The following is a 17,859-nucleotide window of genomic DNA, read 5'->3' as shown; positions in this document are numbered from 1 at the left end:
AACATTCAACCACTGGATGAGCCGGCGCGCAACCGCCATATCGGCCTTTACACCGGGCGGAACTTGCCTCCCGGCCACTACGGCGCAAAGCTTGCAGGCAAAAAAAAGCCCCGAACGAGTCGGGGCTGCACTGGTTTCACACCAACGAGGTTTATTCTTCGACGGTAACCGCGTCAGCGTCTTCGAAACCGGCTTTTTCTTCGGCCGTTACTTCACGCATAGACAGTTTGACCCGGCCACGGTTGTCGACATCGAGAATTTTCACGATAACCGTGTCACCTTCATTGATCTCGTCAGTCACCTTGGCGATGCGACGATCAGCAATCTGGGAGATGTGCACCAGGCCATCTTTACCCGGCAAGAACTGGACGAATGCACCGAAATCGGCGATCCGAACAACTTTACCCTGGTAGACAGAACCGGGTTCCGGCTCGGTTACAATCGACAGGATCTTGTTGCGGGCAGCCAACGCAGACTCTTTAGTCGGTGCGTACAGACGCACAGTACCGTCGTCCTGAATATCGACCTGGGCACCGGTTTCCTCAACGATGGAGCGAATAGTAGCGCCACCCTTGCCGATTACGTCACGGATCTTGTCGGTGTCGACTTTCATCGTATCCATGGTCGGTGCATTGTCGGACAGTTCGGTACGCGAGCTGGAAATGACTTGTGCCATTTCACCCAGAATGTGGGTACGGGCCGCGTGAGCCTGTTCCAGCGCGATCTCCATGATTTGCTCGGTAATGCCCTGGATCTTGATATCCATCTGCAGCGCAGTGACACCGGTATCGGTACCCGCCACTTTGAAGTCCATGTCGCCCAGGTGATCTTCATCACCCAGAATGTCAGTCAGTACAGCGAAGTCATCGCCTTCCTTGACCAGACCCATGGCAATACCGGCGACCGGACGCTTAATCGGCACACCGGCGTCCATCAGGGCCAGAGAGGCACCACAGACCGAGGCCATGGAGGACGATCCGTTTGATTCAGTAATCTCTGAAACCACCCGTACCGAGTAAGGGAAGGCTTCTTCATTCGGCATCAGCGACAACACGCCACGCTTGGCGAGACGACCGTGGCCAATTTCACGACGACCAACACCCCCCATGCGCCCGGCTTCACCAACGCTGAACGGAGGGAAGTTGTAGTGGAACATGAAATTGTCGGTGACCGTCTTGTGCAGCATGTCTTCCATTTTGCCATCACGCATGGTGCCCAGCGTGGTCGTGACCAGCGCCTGAGTTTCACCGCGGGTAAACAGCGCGGAGCCGTGTGCACTCGGCAATACGCCCACTTCAACTTCGATGGCGCGCACGGTCTTGTTATCACGACCATCAATCCGCGGCTGACCACTGACAATGCGCTCACGTACCAGTTTCTTTTCAACTTTGGCGAACACGCCTTTGACGTCGTCTGCAGACGGCTGGCCTTCGTCATCTCCGGCGAGCGCTTCAACAATGTCGGCTTTCAACGTGGAAAGGATTCCGTACCGCTCCATCTTGTCAGAGACCTGATAGGCCTCGGCGATGCGCTGCCCGAAAGTGCTGTTGATCTGTTCGATAAGCGCCGTCTTTTCCGCAGCAGGCGAAAATTCCCACTTCGGCTTGCCGTTTTCCTGTGCAAACGCATCAATGGCGGCAACAGCAACCTGATACTCTTCATGGGCATACAAGACCGCGCCCAGCATCTGGTCTTCAGACAGCTCATCGGCTTCTGATTCAACCATCAGTACCGCATCTTTGGTGCCGGCAACGACCATGTTCAGACGTGAGTCTTCCAGCTGGCTGTAAGTCGGGTTCAAGATATAGCCGTTATCGTCTGTGTAGCCAACACGCGCTGCGCCGATCGGACCGGCGAAAGGCACACCCGAAACCGCCAGGGCCGCTGAAGTGGCCAGCATGGCGCAGATATCCGGATCATCTTCCTTATTGGAAGAGACTACGTTCAGAACGACCTGAACTTCGTTCATGAAGCCCTTGGGAAACAAAGGACGGATCGGGCGATCGATCAGGCGCGAGGTCAGTGTCTCTTTCTCGGAAGGACGACCTTCGCGCTTCAGGTAACCACCGGGGATTTTACCGGCGGCGTAGAATTTTTCCTGATAGTGAACCGACAGCGGAAAGAAAGGCTGATCCGGACGGGCTTCCTTGACGGCTACAACGGTTGCCAGAACGACGGTCTCGTCGATGGTGCACCAAACGGCACCAGTCGCCTGACGGGCAACACGATTGGTTTCCAGAGTGACGGTTTTGCCACCAAATTCAAAGCTGTGCGTTTTCGGCGTTAAATGACTCAATGGAGTCTCCTTTAGGTTGTTCACGGTAAAAGATGGACGCCGATCCCAACGATGCTTCTATCACTGGGCTTTCAAGCCAGTCATACGGGCAGCAAAAGCCCAGTGATAGAAGCTCCTCAGGCGGGTTAACCCCGGCACTGGGAAGATATCGTTGTTCACGGTAGTCCTGATGTTTCACTGACAGTCAGGCGTGCGACGGGCAATTAGCCTGGGCAGTCCGGACAGCAGCGAGGGGAAGTCTAGCAACATGCGAGGCAAACCGGGAGCGCAGTTCAGAAATGACAAGGGCCCCTGACAGGAGCCCTTGAAACACGAAGCCAATGCTTAGCGACGCAGACCGAGACGCTTGATCAGGCTGGCGTAACGGGAAACGTCTTTACGCTTCAGGTAATCCAGCAACTTGCGACGCTGGTTTACCATGCGGATCAGACCACGACGCGAGTGGTGATCTTTACCGTGCTCTTTAAAGTGGCTCTGCAGACCTTCGATGTTCTTGGTCAGCAGGGCAACCTGGACTTCGGAAGAACCGGTGTCGCTCTCACTGCCACCGAATTCTTTAACCAATTCTGCTTTTTGCTCAACAGTTAATGCCATGGTACTAACTCTCCACGAATATGCGATCAATGTGAAATGGCCACCGTGCATATTAACAGTGACATTCCAGCCCCGGCCGCAAAGGCCAAAACCGAGCGGGATTATACATGACAGTTCATCAGGAACAAAGCTGTGCTGAGGCTGGGTTTCTTCCGTGGCTCTGGCCCGCTGTGGCTGCCGGTTATGCCTCTGAGGGGTCGGTGTGAACCCTTCCATGGGACCTAGACCGCAGCATCCATGCTCCGGACTCCCCCTCAGAGGCATAACCGACACCCACCGCTCGACTGTCAGGCTCCTCTAACAGGCTTAAGTACCACTGGCAACCAGTCTAAGCGGCTGTAAAAGACTATCAGCGACAACTTCTCCCACACCTAAGAAACAACCACTATCCACATCCTTAACCCGGTATTGACCAGGCTCAAGGTCAAGGCCGTCGCTAACCGGGTTACCGTGACTGAAGCGGCGCGTCTGGCCTTCACTGAGGGTGACGACCGGCAGGTCGACGAGCAGATCGTCAAGACTATAGAGGTGCCCATCGAGAAACTCGGGGCCGTTTGCTTCCTGTTCGCTGATCAGCGCATTCAGCGGGACAGCGCTCTCCAGTGAAAACTGACCGTGCTTTGTACGTCGCAGCGCAGTGACGTGCGCGCCGCAACCAAGGGCTTCACCGATGTCGTCGACCAGAGTACGAATGTAGGTTCCCTTGGAACAATGAACGTCCAACACCAGCTCATCACCGTCGAGACTGACCAAAGCCAGGCTGAAAATAGTGACTGGCCTGGGTTCCAGCTCTACATGCTTGCCTTCGCGGGCCAACTCATACAGCTTTTTGCCGTCGCGCTTGAGCGCCGAATACATGGGTGGGATTTGTTCGATATCACCAGTAAAACGCTCAGCCAACAACGCCTCTACCGTCGCCGAATCCAGTTCGGGGACAGGACGCGTCTCAGTCACGACGCCTTCGGCATCGAGGGTATCGGTGCGTTCACCCAGCCGGGCAACCGCACGATAGGCTTTATCGGCTTCCAGTAAAAAGCGGGTAAACTTGGTCGCTTCGCCCAGGCAAATCGGCAACAAGCCCGTTGCCAGTGGGTCCAGCGCGCCGGTGTGGCCAGCCTTTTGTGCCTGAAACAGCCAGCGTACTTTCTGCAACACACCGTTAGATGACCAGTCCGATGGCTTATCCAGCAGGATGACGCCATCGATGGCGCGTCCTTTTCTGCGACGTGCCATGAATCAGGAAGGGTCTTCGTCTGAGACGTTTTCGCCTGAATCGTCGTCGACGTCGGTGTTTCTGGCTTTATCCTGCCGAACGGCTTCGTTGATCAGCCCCGACAAGCGCGCACCCGACTCAAGCGTTGGATCGTAGTGAAAGCGCAGCAACGGCATAACCCGCAGCTTAAGCTCACGAGCCAGATTACTACGCAGAAAGCCAGCAGCCTTGTTCAGCACCGCTTCCTGTTCACTGCGCTCGATATCGGCTTCGGCACTTTCGCCGAACACCATGCAGGTAAAATAGATGTCGGCATAGGATAAATCCTTGCTGACCTTAACATCATTCAGGGTCACCATGCCGAGGCGCGGATCCTTCACTTCCTGCTGGATAATCACCGACAGGTCACGCTGCATCTGGTCGGCAATGCGCCGGATACGACTGTTTTCTTTGGCCATGATGTGGCCCTCTTGCGAATAGGGGAAATAACTTGGGATTTATAACTCAAGTTTCGACGTTCGCTGGAAGGATAAGCGGCGGCTACCTGGGGCGCCTCTGTGGGGTAGTCCGCAGCAAGGATGCTGCGGCCTAGGCTCCATGGACGGATTTACGCCGACCCCACAGAGGTGCCCCAGGTAGCCGGTGCGGGCCAGTGCCACTTAGCCCAACCGAACGCCGAAACTTGAGTTATAAAACAAGCAACCCCGGACTAGCCGGGGTTGTCTGAAACTCACTACGCATCAATCATCGATGGTGCGCGCAAATTCCTTAACATCAAAGACTTCGATCTTGTCACCGGCTTTAACGTCAGTGTAGTTCTTGACGCCGATACCGCATTCCATGCCCTGCCGCACTTCCTGGACATCGTCTTTGAAGCGACGCAGGGATTCCAGCTCGCCTTCATAGATGACCACTTCTTCACGCAGTACACGTATGCGCTTGCTGCGGTGCATGCTGCCTTCGATGACCATACAACCGGCCACCTGCCCGAATTTGGGCGAGTTAAAGACATCACGTACTTCAGCCAGGCCGACAATCTCTTCACGCAGATCCGGAGACAACAGGCCATTCAGCGCCGCTTTGACATCGTCGATCAGGTTATAGATCACGTTGTAATAACGCAGATCCAGACCTGCCTGCTCGATGACCGTCCGGGCTTTACCAGTGGCACGAACGTTGAAGCCAAAGACAACCGCCTGAGAGGTAATCGCCAGGTTAGCATCCGACTCCGAGATCGCACCAACGCCGCTGGCAATCACGTTCACCTTAACTTCCTCATTGCCCAACTTCTGCAAAGAGGCAATCAACGCTTCCAGTGAGCCGCGAACGTCGGTCTTCAGTACCACGTTCAGCACTTTCTTGTCTGTCGACCCCATACCCTGGAACAAGGCATCAAGTTTCGCCGCCTGCTGCTGGGCATGTGCAGACTCTTTGGTCCGCATGGAACGCATTTCAGCCACTTCACGAGCCGAGCGTTCACTTTCCGAGACAACAAACTCGTCACCGGCATCGGGCGTACCATTCAGGCCAAGAATCTCGACCGGAATTGAGGGACCTGCTTCTTCGATCTGCTTGCCGGTTTCATCCAGCAGCGCACGAACTTTACCGTAGAACGTACCGGCCAGAACCACATCGCCCTTCTTCAGACGACCAGACTGAACCAGCACAGTAGCGACGGCACCGCGACCCTTGTCGAGACTCGATTCCACAACAGTACCCTTACCCGGGCCTTCGTGGTGCGCTTTTAACTCAAGCACTTCGGCCTGCAACAGAACGGCGTCGAGCAATTCATCGATGCCCGCGCCAGTATGCGCAGAAACCTGCACAAACTGGGTGTCACCACCCCAGGATTCAGGGATGACATTGCGCTGAGACAGCTCGTTGATTACCCGATCCGGATCTGCCGATTCTTTGTCCATCTTGTTGATGGCCACGATCAGCGGAACGCCTGCAGCGCGAGCATGCTGCACAGCTTCCTCGGTTTGAGGCATTACGCCATCGTCGGCAGCAACCACCAGAATCACGACGTCCGTAGCCTTGGCACCACGAGCACGCATGGCGGTAAAGGCCGCGTGTCCCGGAGTATCGAGGAAGGTAATCATGCCCTTCTGGGTCTCGACATGGTACGCCCCGATGTGCTGGGTAATACCGCCAGATTCACCGGATGCAACACGGGTACGACGAATGTGGTCAAGCAAGCTGGTCTTACCATGGTCAACGTGACCCATTACGGTTACGACAGGTGCGCGGGGTGACTCTTCACCGCTGTAGCTCACTTCCATCACATCGTCTTCCATGGCGTTTTCATTCACCACGGTGTACTTGTGACCCATCTCTTCAATCACGAGAATGGCAGTGTCCTGATCGATGGCCTGGTTAACGGTCACCATTACGCCCATTTTGAACAGGATCTTGACCACTTCAGCGGCCTTGACCGACATCTGGCTGGCCAATTCCGACACAGTGATGGCTTCACCCAGTTGCACTTCACGCACAACAGGTGCCGTCGGACGCTCAAACTGGTGATCACGCTTCTTGTTACCACCCCGCTTGGCACGACGACGACGACCCATGCCATCACCATCGTCCAGGGCCGACAGCATCTGTTGATGCTTGTTGCCACCACGACCGGTGTTAACACGCTGAGCCACTTCCGCCTTTTTACCACCTTTCTTGTGACCCGCCTTACGGCTGTCGGCTGCCGGGCCATCGTCGACCCGGACCGGACGTTCGGTCTTATGCTTTTTCTTGTCGGTAGTGCGATCTTCCTTGGCCATTTTGGCCTCGGCATCGGCAACCGCCTGTTGCGGATCGACTTCTTCCTCAACTTTCTTGGGCTCTACCTTCGAGGTGCGCTGCTTTTCAGCCTCGCGACGCTCGGTTTCCTCGCGCACCTTCTCGTCAGCAGCCCGTGCCCGGGCCGCTTCGAGTTTGGCATCTTCTTCAGCACGACGACTGGCCGACGTATCGGCACTGGTCGGTGCGGCCGCTTCAGTCGGCGCGCTTTCGCCGCCTTCCACCGCATCGCGCTTCATGTAGGTGCGTTTCTTGCGCACTTCAATATTGACCGTCTTGCCACGACCGCCGCCACTGGTTTTCAAAGTGGTGGTGACCTTGCGCTTCAACGTGATTTTCTTGGGGGCTCCGCTGTCTTCACCGTGACTTGTTTTCAAATACGTCAACAGTGTCTGCTTCTGGTCGTCATTAACCGCTTCGCCCTCAGACTTTTGCGGCAGACCAGCATCGCTCATTTGTTTCAATAAACGATCAACGGGTGTACCAACGCTTTCCGCCAGTTGTTTAACGGTGACTTCTGCCATGGATTCCTCCTACCCGTGATTACTCATTCTCAAACCAAGGTGCCCGCGCCGCCATAATCAATTGGCCTGCACGTTCCTCGTCCATATCATCGATGTCCATCAGGTCATCAATACTCTGTTCCGCTAGATCTTCCATCGTGGCGATGCCTTTGCTCGCCAACAGGCGCGCCAGGTGCTCATCCATGCCGTCCAGGCTCAGCAAGTCATCACTGGGTGTTGCGGAATCCAGTTGCTCTTCACTTGCCAGTTCCAACGTCAGCAGCATATCTTTTGCTCGTTGACGCAGTTCGGTCACGATGTTTTCGTCAAACCCTTCAATGCCAAGCATTTCCTCTAGAGGTACGTACGCGACCTCTTCCAGTGTGGTGAAGCCTTCTTCCGCCAATATGGCAGCAATGTCTTCGTCGACATCCAGCTTCTCTTCAAAATAGGTAACCAGGCGACCGGCTTCCTCTTCCTGTTTCTCGTCAGCTTCTTCCTCGGTCATCACATTGATAACCCAGCCAGTAAGCTCACTGGCCAACCGGACATTCTGACCACTGCGACCAATCGCAATCGCCAAATTATCGGCGGCAACCGCAACGTCCATGGTGTTGGTGTCTTCATCCATCACAATGGAGGCAACTTCAGCCGGTGCCATGGCGTTGATCACCAACTGAGCGGGGTTGTCGTCCCACAGTATAATGTCGACACGTTCATTATTCAGTTCGTTCGATACCGCCTGCACTCGTGAACCACGCATGCCCACACAAGCACCGACCGGGTCGATACGACCGTCGTTGGTCTTCACTGCAATCTTGGCGCGAGAACCCGGGTCACGGGCACAGCCACGAATTTCAATCACTTCTTCCTGAATTTCCGGCACTTCAATGCGGAACAATTCAATCAGCATGTCGTTGCTGGCTCGACTCAGTTCCAGTTGAGGGCCACGGCCCTCGGCGCGAATGTCCTGCAAGACAGCGCGAACCCGGTCACCGATCCGGAAAGTCTCGCGTCCAATCACAGACTCGCGCGGCATAACGGCTTCGGCATTATTACCAAGATCAACAATGATGTTGTCTCGCGTAACTTTCTTAACGGTACCCAGCACCATTTCACCAACGCGCTCACGGTACTGTTCAACAATTTTCGCCCGTTCGGCTTCACGCACCTTCTGGACAATAATCTGTTTGGCTGCCTGGGCGCTGATGCGTCCGAACTCAGCGTTTTCGATCACCTCTTCATAGATGTCACCCGGCTGCAGGGTCTTATCAACCTCATGCGCTTCCTGGGTCGTCCACTCGCAACCGAGCGTCGGCACACCTTCATTGCCCATCACAGTCCAGCGACGAAAGGTCTGGTATTCACCGGTCTTCCGGTCGATCACAACGTGAATGTCGATCTCGCCTTCTTCATCTTCATCAAAGCGCTTCTTGGCAGCGGCCGCGAGAGCCAGCTCCATGGCATCAAAGATGACCTCTCGGGACACACCTTTCTCATTCGCTACTGCGTCCACGACCAGGAGAATTTCTTTACTCATCGTCTCAGCCTCTTGTTTGCCGGGCGGTTGACCGGGCTTTCCTTTCGGTTAATCGGTTTATTGCTTATTAAAATTCGGTATCAGGCTGGCTTTGTCGATGCTTTCGATCGGCAACAAATAGTCCATACCATCAACGGTCACACAGATGTCCTGATCTTCAATGGCAGACAGCACACCTTTGAATTTACGACGCCCTTCAAATGGCGCACGCAAACGCACCTGAACCCATTCCCCCAGATACGCTGCGAACTGGTCCAGGCTGAACAAAGGACGATCCATACCCGGCGAAGACACTTCCAGGGTGTAGTTCTGACTGATGGGGTCTTCCACATCCATCACTGCACTGATCTGGCGGCTGACTTCAGCGCACTGGTCTACATTGATCCCTTCTTCATGGTCAATGTAGACACGCAAGGTGCTGTGTTTGCCCTGCGCTGAAAATTCAAGACCCCAAAACACAAAGCCCAACCCGGTAATAACCGGACCAATCATTGCGTTCAGTTCGTCAACCTTTGCCATTCAAAACCCTCTGTAAGCCCTTTGATCGGGCCTGTTTGTTGTCAGCGGCCATGCCACCGACCTGAATTTGGTTGCGTTGCCGCGTCGGCAACGGCTTTTTCAGAGCCAAAAAAAGGGCGACTTTGGAACCAACGCCTTCCGTTGGCTCCGCAGGCCCAGACTGATTACGCACTGAGATCCCAACGGTTCCGCATTACTCGCGGTTAACGCAGGTGAGCTACCCCGCAGGATAACCCTCCACAAAAACCAACCAGCCTGCTAACAAAAAGCCCCTGCTAGGAGGGGCTTCAAGTCGTGGTCTCGCAGACCAGTCTATGAGTCGGAAGGCCCTCTGGCTTCCGAGGGTCTGCAGACCCTACAACATACCATCCGTGTATGTTGTTCGGTGCTTACACCACCTCAGTGGTTGCTTGCACCTTATAAAATGGTAGCGGGGGCAGGATTTAACCGGCCGGCGCCCCGGCTACGACCTTCGGAGCGCTTTCGCAAACCATCTTACTAATTGGTAGCGGGGGCAGGATTTGAACCTACGACCTTCGGGTTATGAGCCCGACGAGCTACCAGACTGCTCCACCCCGCAATAAACCTGTGCCATCTTCAAACACTGAGACCAACCGGGTCGGACTCATAAACCGAAGGTCGATGACTCCCTTCGGCTTTTCGGGATGGGGAGCCCGACAAACTACCAGACTGCTCCACCCCGCAATAAAAACGCTGAGGAATTCAAACTCCTCAGGCGGCGGCATTATAGGGATGCCCCGCCCGACTTTCAAGGCAAAGCCCGGAAAGTCCCCCAATAAAGAAAAAGGCCTGCTTGCACAGGCCTTTTAAGTGGTGCCGACGACTAGACTCGAACTAGCACGAGCATAAGCCCACCACCCCCTCAAGATGGCGTGTCTACCAATTCCACCACGTCGGCAAAAGCGCTACCCGGCCGGGCTATTCCTTACTCGGCCGGTATATCCAAAGTATTCTGTTCTGGCCTTACTGGTGCATCCTCAACCTGTTCGGCCGCAGGAATGTCCAGCCCCAGGTCATCAAGCCCTTCGGCTTTCTGCTTGGCAATATAAGCCAAACCAAAGCTGGTCAGGAAGAAACCGGTTGCCAGCACGGCTGTGGTGCGGGTTAGAAAGTTAGCACTGCCGCCACTGCCAAAAACCGTCTGCGAGGCACCGCCACCAAAGGAGGCTCCTGCATCGGCGCCTTTGCCACGCTGGATCAGTACAAAACCGACCACGCCCAGCCCCAGCAAAACATGAACCACCAACACCAAATTTTCGATAGCCATTCGATTAAACCCCTTTCGCAGCCTGACAGATGGCAACAAACTCGTCGGCGAGCAGCGATGCCCCACCTACCAGCCCGCCATCAATGTCGGGTTGCTGAAACAATTCCTGCGCACTGGAAGCCTTAACACTGCCACCATAGAGCACTCGGCACTTCTGAGCGACAGACTCGGAAGCCTGCGCCAACAAACCACGAATATATGCGTGCACCGCTTGCGCCTGCTCAGGCGATGCGGTCTTACCGGTGCCAATCGCCCATACAGGCTCATAAGCAATAACGACGGTTGTGAACGCGTCTATTCCGACGACATCCAAGACCGCCTGCAACTGACGCCCGACAACGGTTTCAGTCTGGTCCGCTTCGCGCTCGTCCAGAGTCTCACCAACGCACAGCATGGGCACGACACCCGCTGCCAGGGCTGCCTGGACTTTACTGGCGACGATACTGTCGCTTTCAGCAAACAGTTCCCGGCGCTCTGAGTGACCAACCAAGACGTAATCAGCCGCAAAATCCTTAACCATACCCAGTGAAACTTCACCGGTGTAGGCCCCTTTCTCAGCTGCGTGGACATTCTGAACACCGTAACGAATGCCACTTCCGGTCAGCGCCGATGCTACCTGATCCAGGTAAACGGCCGGAGGAAACACAACAGCATCGACCGCTGCGGTATCGATTCCCTGTACAAATGCCGCCAACAAAGCGCTGTTTGCAGCCTTGTCGCCATTCATCTTCCAGTTTGCGGCTACCAGTTTGCGTCGCATGCCTGACCTCCTTAAATCGGGCGCAGAGTGTACTGCCTTTCAATCGGACGAGCAACAGGCTATCGGGGAAAAACAGGGTTAAAACAACAGCTTACCCTGCAAACCCCCCATCCAGTACCCAACAATCACGGGTTACAAAGCTTCTGCAACAAGCAATTATGCCGTTGTTCCGTCGACGGCCGCCTTCACAACGCTCGCCAGGCGCTCACAGCTGCGCTTGACCTGGCTGATGTCCTCACCCTCAACCATCACCCTTACCAGCGGCTCGGTTCCGGAAGGACGCAGCAGTATCCGACCTGCGTCGCCCAATACTCGTTGCTGCTCGGTCAATTCAGCCTGCACCTCTGGCAATGCCTGAACATCCATTTTGGTGGGCATCTGAACGTTGATCATCACCTGTGGGTATTTGCGCATGCCGGATTTAGCCTGAGACAGGGTCTGGTCGGCGGTGCGCAAAGCACATAGCACTTGCAACGCGGCGACAATGCCGTCTCCCGTGGTGGTGACGTGCTTGCAAACCAGGTGCCCGGAACTCTCGCCGCCCAGAACCCAGCCACGCTGATGCAACTGCTCCATGACATAGCGATCACCGACCTGGGCCCGAACCAATTCGATACCCTCTTTTTTCAGCGCCACTTCAAGGCCCAGATTGGTCATCAGCGTGCCAACAACGCCGCCTTGCAACAGGTTCTGGTTATGCAAATGAACAGCCAGCAAATACAACAACTCATCACCATCGACCAGTTCACCCTCATGATCGACCATCAGTACCCGGTCACCGTCACCGTCGAAGGCAATACCGAGATCAGCCTCCTGCTCCAGTACCGCGCGTTGCAGGCTGGCAGGGTGAGTAGAGCCTACGCCTTTGTTGATATTCAGACCGTCAGGTGTCGCACCGACCAGGCTGACCCTGGCACCCAACTCACGGAACACCTTAGGGGCAACATCATATGTCGCGCCGTGGGCGCAATCGAGCACGATGTGCAGTCCATCCAGATTCAGGTAACCCGATGTACTCTTGCAAAACTCAACATATCGTCCACCAGCATCATTGATTCTTACCGCCTTACCCAGCAGGTGGCTTTCGGCCGTGGTCATTACCTTGGCAAGCTGAGCTTCGATGGCCAACTCTATGTGATCAGGCAGTTTGGTCCCGTCTTCCGAGAAAAATTTAATGCCATTGTCGTAATAGGGGTTGTGCGATGCAGAAATGACAATGCCGGCATCCGCATGAAACGCGCGGGTCAGGTAGGCAACTGCGGGGGTTGGCATAGGTCCGACGAGCAAAATGTCGCACCCGGCGGCCGATAACCCGGCTTCCAGTACCGCCTCAAACATATACCCCGAGATTCGGGTATCTTTTCCGATCAGTATTTTGCTGTGCCCTTCACTGGCGAACACCTGGCCAGCAGCCCAGCCCAGCTTCAATAGAAATTCAGGAGTAATAGCGCCGCTGCCCACCCGGCCCCGTATGCCATCCGTGCCAAAATATTGCTTTTCCTGAGTCACTCACTTTTCTCCTTGGTTGTCTTGAATCAGCCGGAGGCATCGCACAAAACGGTCACTCGGCTTAACTGGCCCCGTTAAGGGCATTGATCACGGCAATTGCATCAGACGTCTCGGCCACATCATGAACACGCACTATTGAGGCCCCATTCATGGCAGCCGCTACTGCGGCGGCAAGGCTCCCGTACAGGCGCTGGTCCACCGGTTTATCCAGAACATCACCGATCATCGATTTGCGCGACATTCCGACTAACACGGGACACCCCCACTGCGTAAACCGCTGCAAATGCTTCAACAAACTGAGATTGTGGCCCAGTGTCTTGCCAAAACCAAACCCCGGGTCAACCAAAAGTTGCTGACGTTTCAGACCAGCAGCCTCACAGGCCAAAATGCGCTCATTCAGATAGCGCTCAACTTCGGCAACAACATCATCGTATTCCGGACTCATTTGCATGGTACCCGGCTGACCCTGCATATGCATAAGACACACCGCCAGACCCGTGTCCATCGCTGCCCGCAGAGCGCCATCGCGCGACAATGCCCGAACATCGTTTATCAAATGGGCACCGGCATGCGCGGCTTCCCGCATCACCTCCGGTGTACTGGTATCGACCGACAGGATGACGTCAGTCTCTTGCGCCAGCGATTCGATAACAGGCACAACCCGATCCAGTTCCTGTTGCACGCTGACCGGTGTCGCACCCGGGCGGGTGCTTTCACCGCCCACATCCAAGATACTGGCGCCAGCCGCCATCAAACGACGAGCCTGAGCCAACGCAGCATCGGCACTGATAAACCGGCCACCGTCCGAAAAGCTGTCAGGCGTGACGTTCACGACCCCCATTACCCGGGTGGTGCCGAGGTCCAGTGAGCGGTCGCCAAACATCCAGTCAGACGGGTGCGTTTGAGTACCAGCCATCGCGCAGGCTCCCATAAACAATTGCTTACATAAAAAACGGCGCCGAGGCGCCGTTAGAGATTTCTTGCCGAGCGAGTGGCTTATTCGGTCTGGCCGTCCCGGTCCAGGTCAGACTTCTCAGCGGATGAATCCGTCGCTGCATCGACCGGCTCGTCAGCCTTAGCCGCGCCGCCACCGGAATCCCGATCATCCCAACCCTTAGGTGCGCGGGGTTTATTGCCGTTCATGATGTCATTGATTTGCGCGGCATCAATGGTTTCATAGTGCATCAGAGCATCTTTCATCATTTCCAGCTTGTCCCGATTCGCTTCAAGCAAATCGCTGGCGATCTTGTAACAGCGGTCAAGAATTGTCTTGATTTCGCTATCAACAGCCCGGGCGGTCTCGGACGACAACTGGGCCATGGACGACTGATTACCCAGATACCCCTGCTGCTCCTCTTCAAATTGTTGTGCACCAAGCTCACTCAAGCCCCACTTGGTTACCATGTTGCGGGCCAGTTGAGTCGCCCGCTCAATGTCATTCGACGCGCCGGTGGTCACACCGTCTTTGCCATTGGTCATCTCTTCGGCAATCCGGCCACCGTAGAGTGAGCAAATCTGGCTCTCCAACTGGCGCTTGCTGATCGAGTAGCGGTCTTCTTCAGGCAGGTACATGGTCACACCCAGGGCGCGGCCACGGGGTATGATACTGACTTTGTAGACCGGGTCATGCTCGGGCACCAGACGGCCGATGATGGCGTGCCCAGACTCGTGGTAAGCCGTATTGATCTTTTCTTTCTCGGACATGACCATCGATTTGCGCTCGGCACCCATCATGATCTTGTCTTTAGCCCGGTCGAACTCTTCCATCGACACCGTGCGCTTACTCAAGCGAGCAGCAAACAGTGCGGCCTCGTTGGCCAGGTTGGCCAGGTCGGCACCGGAGAATCCAGGCGTACCGCGCGCTATCACAGATGCATCAACGTCGTCACCCATCGGGATCTTGCGCATATGAACTTTCAAAATCTGCTCACGACCGCGCACATCCGGCAGTGCTACCACAACCTGACGGTCAAAACGGCCAGGTCGCAACAGCGCCGGGTCAAGTACGTCCGGACGGTTGGTTGCGGCAACAACAATGATGCCATCGTTCACTTCGAAGCCATCCATCTCAACCAGCAACTGGTTCAGCGTTTGTTCGCGCTCGTCGTTACCACCACCAATGCCAACGCCACGCGACCGGCCAACGGCATCAATCTCATCGATAAAGATAATGCAGGGCGCCTGTTTCTTGGCCTGATCGAACATGTCGCGCACCCGCGACGCACCGACACCGACAAACATTTCAACAAAGTCGGAACCGGAAATTGAGAAGAACGGCACCTTGGCTTCGCCGGCAATGGCCTTGGCCAGTAACGTTTTACCGGTACCAGGAGAGCCCACCATAAGCACGCCCCGTGGAATTCGACCGCCAAGACGCTGATATTTGCCAGGATCGCGGAGGAACTCAACCAGCTCCTGAACGTCTTCTTTGGCTTCTTCTACACCAGCCACATCGGCAAACGTCGTTTTAATCTGGTCTTCACTGAGCATTTTGGCCTTGCTCTTGCCAAAGCTCATAGGGCCCTTACCGCCACCGGCGCCGCCCTGCATCTGACGCATGAAGAACATGAACACCGCCAGAATAATGAGAATCGGGAAGGCGGCAACCAACAACTGGGACCAGATGCTTTGCTGCTCCGGCTGCTTGGACTGCACTTCAACGTTGTGCTCGATCATATTGTCGATCAATTCGGAATCGTCGACGTACGGCGGCCGCACCGTTTCAAATGTTGAACCGTCGCGACGAACACCGTTAATCGTCAACCCCTGATACACCACAGACCGAACCTGATCTTGCTCAACCTGCTGTACAAAGCGGGAGTAGTTCATTTCATCTGGCGTGGCTGTTGTATCGAAATTGTTAAAAACGGCCAGCAGAACTGCCGCGATAATCAGCCATAGAACAAGATTTTTAGCCATATCGTTCAACTTTTACCCTCGTTGGCAGCCAGGCTGCATAGGTCGTTTGTTTCCGTCCCGACTCACCCTCGGGCAGTCAGGAACCGGATGCGCAATGCCAGCATGATAGTGCGTTACTCAGCCGGTATTTACGCGTAAATTCTGTTGGCGGACCTCCCCGGAAATCGGGAAATAAGCCCACCCTTTAGCCTTTGGCAATGATCTGCGCAGGCTTTTCACACCCGGAAATAATGGGGTGCCGGATTCAAAATGCAAGAACAACCGGGCTATCGCACCAATTGATTGCCAGTACCCCCCGGATAGGCTGTGTTTGACAGCGTGTTCTAAAGTACAATGCCGTTTTTTGCAAGCAACCGAGTCTGAGAGACACCCATGAGTTTGAGTCAGGAACAAAGAAAACGCTACCGTACCATAGGTCACGATCTGAACCCGCTGGTGACTGTCGCCGAAAAAGGCCTGGCAGAGACGGTGTTGGCAGAGATCGACAGGGCATTGAATGACCACGAACTGATCAAGATTAAGGTCAATGTTGCCGATCGCGACCAGAAAAATGCTCTGATCCAGTCTGCCTGTGAGCAGACCGGAGCGATACTGATTCAGTCGATAGGCCGCGTAGCCCTGCTGCTGCGTAAAGCGAAGAAACCCAACCCCAAGCTATCCAACCTCACCCGACTCGGTAACTGATCCCGGCGGCGGCAGCCGGGCGCGGACGTAACCCGGGCCCGGTGTAAAACTTTGGTAAGCTCCCGTCTATCCGGGTCGATTAACAACCGGCAGGGCCACGAAAGGCTATCTGACCGGCGTTAGCCAACCATGCGGATCGTCGGACTCACCCCATTGCACCTGATTCAAGGCTTTGCGAAGGGCCAGCGTTGTCTCGCCCGCCTCGCCTGACCCGACCGTAAATCGTTGTTCACCCCGAATTAATGTACCCACCGGCGTCAGCACGGCCGCCGTTCCGGACAAAGCGGCTTCGGTACCGGGCTTGGCCGCTCGCTCCAGCAGCTCATCGACACTCAGGCTACGCTCACTGACGGTCATACCCCGGTCTCTGGCCAGGGTCAGAATCGAATCCCGGGTAATGCCGTGCAGGAAGGAACGATCGAGGCTCTTGGTAATGATTTCCTGACCATCGATCAGGATAAAGTTGGCAGCCCCGGTTTCCTGGACATCCCCATTCGGGCAAAACAACACCTGATCAGCATCGTGACGCGACTTCGCCGCCAGAATAGGGCCCAGCGCGCTGGCGTAGTTACCACCGCTCTTCACCATGCCCATGTGCGGCGCACAGCGCATGCCATCTTCCTCTAACAGCAGTGACAGCGCCTTACCACCGCCCGCGAAATAGTCACCGACCGGGGACAACAGAACATAGAGCAACGAACTCTCGGTAGGGGCGGCAGCCTTGCCAATGGCCGCTTCGGTACCGATATGAGTCGGCCGGATGTACATCGATCCGGGAGTGTCGGGCACTTCATCTTTAAACCGCGCAACGATATCGATAATCATCTGTTTCAACTGAACTTTGTCGATGGCTGGCAAGTTGAGCAACTGGCTGCTTTGTGCCATCCGTTCAATGTTGGCGTCCATTCTGAAAATGTTGACCGAGCCGTCAGCATGACGAAATGCCTTGAGCCCCTCGAAACAGGTGCTGGAATAGTGAAGAACGTGCGCGCCCGGGTGCAGCGTCAGTGAATTGGACGACACCACCTCGGTCTGACTCCACTCACCCTTGTCATACTGAGCCAGTGCCATCTGCGGCATGAATACGGTACCAAATGCGGCCATTACTATTTCCCAATGCTGTGGGCCCCAAATTGAAAAGCCCGTTGTCGAGGCGCCTGCCGTGGGGCAAACGATGCCTCATTGTATGTCATCTGCAGAGTCAGACTCTAGAGACAATAGCCCTGAGCACCATGCAT

Annotated in this window: 14 protein-coding genes and 2 tRNA genes; 1 reads left to right on the top strand and 15 read right to left on the bottom strand. The window is 55.3% G+C overall.

Annotated elements, in window-relative coordinates; translation table 11 throughout:
- Positions 1 to 151: 151 nt before the first annotated feature.
- From pnp to ftsH, 14 genes are all read right to left on the bottom strand, one after another.
- Positions 152 to 2,296: a polyribonucleotide nucleotidyltransferase gene (pnp, locus tag G565_RS22310; RefSeq protein ID WP_051207027.1), complete on the bottom strand. Its 2,145-nt coding sequence runs from the start codon at positions 2,294 to 2,296 to the stop codon at positions 152 to 154.
- Between the two features lie 324 nt (positions 2,297 to 2,620).
- Complete coding sequence (gene rpsO, locus G565_RS0100325; RefSeq protein ID WP_028669198.1) at positions 2,621 to 2,890, bottom strand: 30S ribosomal protein S15; 270 nt, start codon at positions 2,888 to 2,890, stop codon at positions 2,621 to 2,623.
- A 306-nt stretch (positions 2,891 to 3,196) separates the two neighbouring features.
- Positions 3,197 to 4,123, bottom strand: a complete 927-nt coding sequence (gene truB / locus G565_RS0100320; protein WP_028669197.1) for a tRNA pseudouridine(55) synthase TruB — start codon at positions 4,121 to 4,123, stop codon at positions 3,197 to 3,199.
- Positions 4,124 to 4,126: 3 nt separating this feature from the next.
- Complete coding sequence (gene rbfA / locus G565_RS0100315) at positions 4,127 to 4,561, bottom strand: 30S ribosome-binding factor RbfA (protein ID WP_028669196.1); 435 nt, start codon at positions 4,559 to 4,561, stop codon at positions 4,127 to 4,129.
- A gap of 282 nt (positions 4,562 to 4,843) precedes the next feature.
- Positions 4,844 to 7,423, bottom strand: a complete 2,580-nt coding sequence (gene infB / locus G565_RS0100310) for a translation initiation factor IF-2 (RefSeq protein WP_028669195.1) — start codon at positions 7,421 to 7,423, stop codon at positions 4,844 to 4,846.
- Positions 7,424 to 7,442: 19 nt separating this feature from the next.
- Entirely contained in the window at positions 7,443 to 8,942 is a 1,500-nt protein-coding gene (nusA, locus tag G565_RS0100305; protein WP_028669194.1) for a transcription termination factor NusA, read from the bottom strand.
- Positions 8,943 to 8,999: 57 nt separating this feature from the next.
- Positions 9,000 to 9,461: a ribosome maturation factor RimP gene (gene rimP / locus G565_RS0100300; protein ID WP_028669193.1), complete on the bottom strand. Its 462-nt coding sequence runs from the start codon at positions 9,459 to 9,461 to the stop codon at positions 9,000 to 9,002.
- Positions 9,462 to 9,964: 503 nt separating this feature from the next.
- Positions 9,965 to 10,041, bottom strand: a tRNA-Met gene (locus tag G565_RS0100290).
- A gap of 252 nt (positions 10,042 to 10,293) precedes the next feature.
- Positions 10,294 to 10,380: transfer RNA gene (locus G565_RS0100285), tRNA-Leu, on the bottom strand.
- 27 nt (positions 10,381 to 10,407) lie between these two features.
- Positions 10,408 to 10,749 (bottom strand): preprotein translocase subunit SecG, encoded by a 342-nt coding sequence (secG, locus tag G565_RS0100280; protein WP_037336883.1) that lies wholly within the window; start codon positions 10,747 to 10,749, stop codon positions 10,408 to 10,410.
- 4 nt (positions 10,750 to 10,753) lie between these two features.
- Complete coding sequence (gene tpiA / locus G565_RS0100275; protein ID WP_028669190.1) at positions 10,754 to 11,509, bottom strand: triose-phosphate isomerase; 756 nt, start codon at positions 11,507 to 11,509, stop codon at positions 10,754 to 10,756.
- A gap of 156 nt (positions 11,510 to 11,665) precedes the next feature.
- Positions 11,666 to 13,018, bottom strand: a complete 1,353-nt coding sequence (gene glmM / locus G565_RS0100270) for a phosphoglucosamine mutase (protein ID WP_028669189.1) — start codon at positions 13,016 to 13,018, stop codon at positions 11,666 to 11,668.
- A 61-nt stretch (positions 13,019 to 13,079) separates the two neighbouring features.
- The gene (gene folP / locus G565_RS0100265) at positions 13,080 to 13,934 is read right to left on the bottom strand and encodes a dihydropteroate synthase (protein WP_028669188.1); all 855 of its coding nucleotides are present in this window, start codon (positions 13,932 to 13,934) and stop codon (positions 13,080 to 13,082) included.
- 80 nt (positions 13,935 to 14,014) lie between these two features.
- The gene (ftsH, locus tag G565_RS0100260) at positions 14,015 to 15,937 is read right to left on the bottom strand and encodes an ATP-dependent zinc metalloprotease FtsH (protein ID WP_037336880.1); all 1,923 of its coding nucleotides are present in this window, start codon (positions 15,935 to 15,937) and stop codon (positions 14,015 to 14,017) included.
- Positions 15,938 to 16,309: 372 nt separating this feature from the next.
- Here ftsH and G565_RS0100255 point away from each other — a divergent pair, with 372 nt between their 5' ends.
- Complete coding sequence (locus tag G565_RS0100255; protein ID WP_028669186.1) at positions 16,310 to 16,621, top strand: YhbY family RNA-binding protein; 312 nt, start codon at positions 16,310 to 16,312, stop codon at positions 16,619 to 16,621.
- A gap of 105 nt (positions 16,622 to 16,726) precedes the next feature.
- On the opposite strand, the gene G565_RS0100250 is transcribed toward G565_RS0100255, so the two are convergent.
- Positions 16,727 to 17,725, bottom strand: coding sequence for a branched-chain amino acid aminotransferase (locus tag G565_RS0100250; RefSeq protein ID WP_028669185.1), 999 nt, complete (start codon positions 17,723 to 17,725; stop codon positions 16,727 to 16,729).
- Positions 17,726 to 17,859: the final 134 nt, after the last annotated feature.

It is taken from the genome of Saccharospirillum impatiens DSM 12546, assembly GCF_000423605.1.
GTDB classification, from domain to species: Bacteria; Pseudomonadota; Gammaproteobacteria; order Pseudomonadales; family Natronospirillaceae; genus Saccharospirillum; species Saccharospirillum impatiens.
The sequence above is the reverse complement of the archived record's forward strand: the minus strand, read 5'-3'. Positions and strand labels throughout refer to the sequence as shown.

Bases quoted from the DNA above. Each gene is read 5' to 3' on its own strand.
- tpiA (WP_028669190.1), bottom strand. From the start codon at position 11,509: ATGCGACGCAAACTGGTAGCCGCAAACTGGAAGATGAATGGCGACAAG.
- truB (WP_028669197.1), bottom strand. From the start codon at position 4,123: ATGGCACGTCGCAGAAAAGGACGCGCCATCGATGGCGTCATCCTGCTG.
- nusA (WP_028669194.1), bottom strand. From the start codon at position 8,942: ATGAGTAAAGAAATTCTCCTGGTCGTGGACGCAGTAGCGAATGAGAAA.
- rimP (WP_028669193.1), bottom strand. From the start codon at position 9,461: ATGGCAAAGGTTGACGAACTGAACGCAATGATTGGTCCGGTTATTACC.
- rbfA (WP_028669196.1), bottom strand. From the start codon at position 4,561: ATGGCCAAAGAAAACAGTCGTATCCGGCGCATTGCCGACCAGATGCAG.
- folP (WP_028669188.1), bottom strand. From the start codon at position 13,934: ATGGCTGGTACTCAAACGCACCCGTCTGACTGGATGTTTGGCGACCGC.
- G565_RS0100255 (WP_028669186.1), top strand. From the start codon at position 16,310: ATGAGTTTGAGTCAGGAACAAAGAAAACGCTACCGTACCATAGGTCAC.
- G565_RS0100250 (WP_028669185.1), bottom strand. From the start codon at position 17,725: ATGGCCGCATTTGGTACCGTATTCATGCCGCAGATGGCACTGGCTCAG.
- ftsH (WP_037336880.1), bottom strand. From the start codon at position 15,937: ATGGCTAAAAATCTTGTTCTATGGCTGATTATCGCGGCAGTTCTGCTG.
- infB (WP_028669195.1), bottom strand. From the start codon at position 7,423: ATGGCAGAAGTCACCGTTAAACAACTGGCGGAAAGCGTTGGTACACCC.
- secG (WP_037336883.1), bottom strand. From the start codon at position 10,749: ATGGCTATCGAAAATTTGGTGTTGGTGGTTCATGTTTTGCTGGGGCTG.
- rpsO (WP_028669198.1), bottom strand. From the start codon at position 2,890: ATGGCATTAACTGTTGAGCAAAAAGCAGAATTGGTTAAAGAATTCGGT.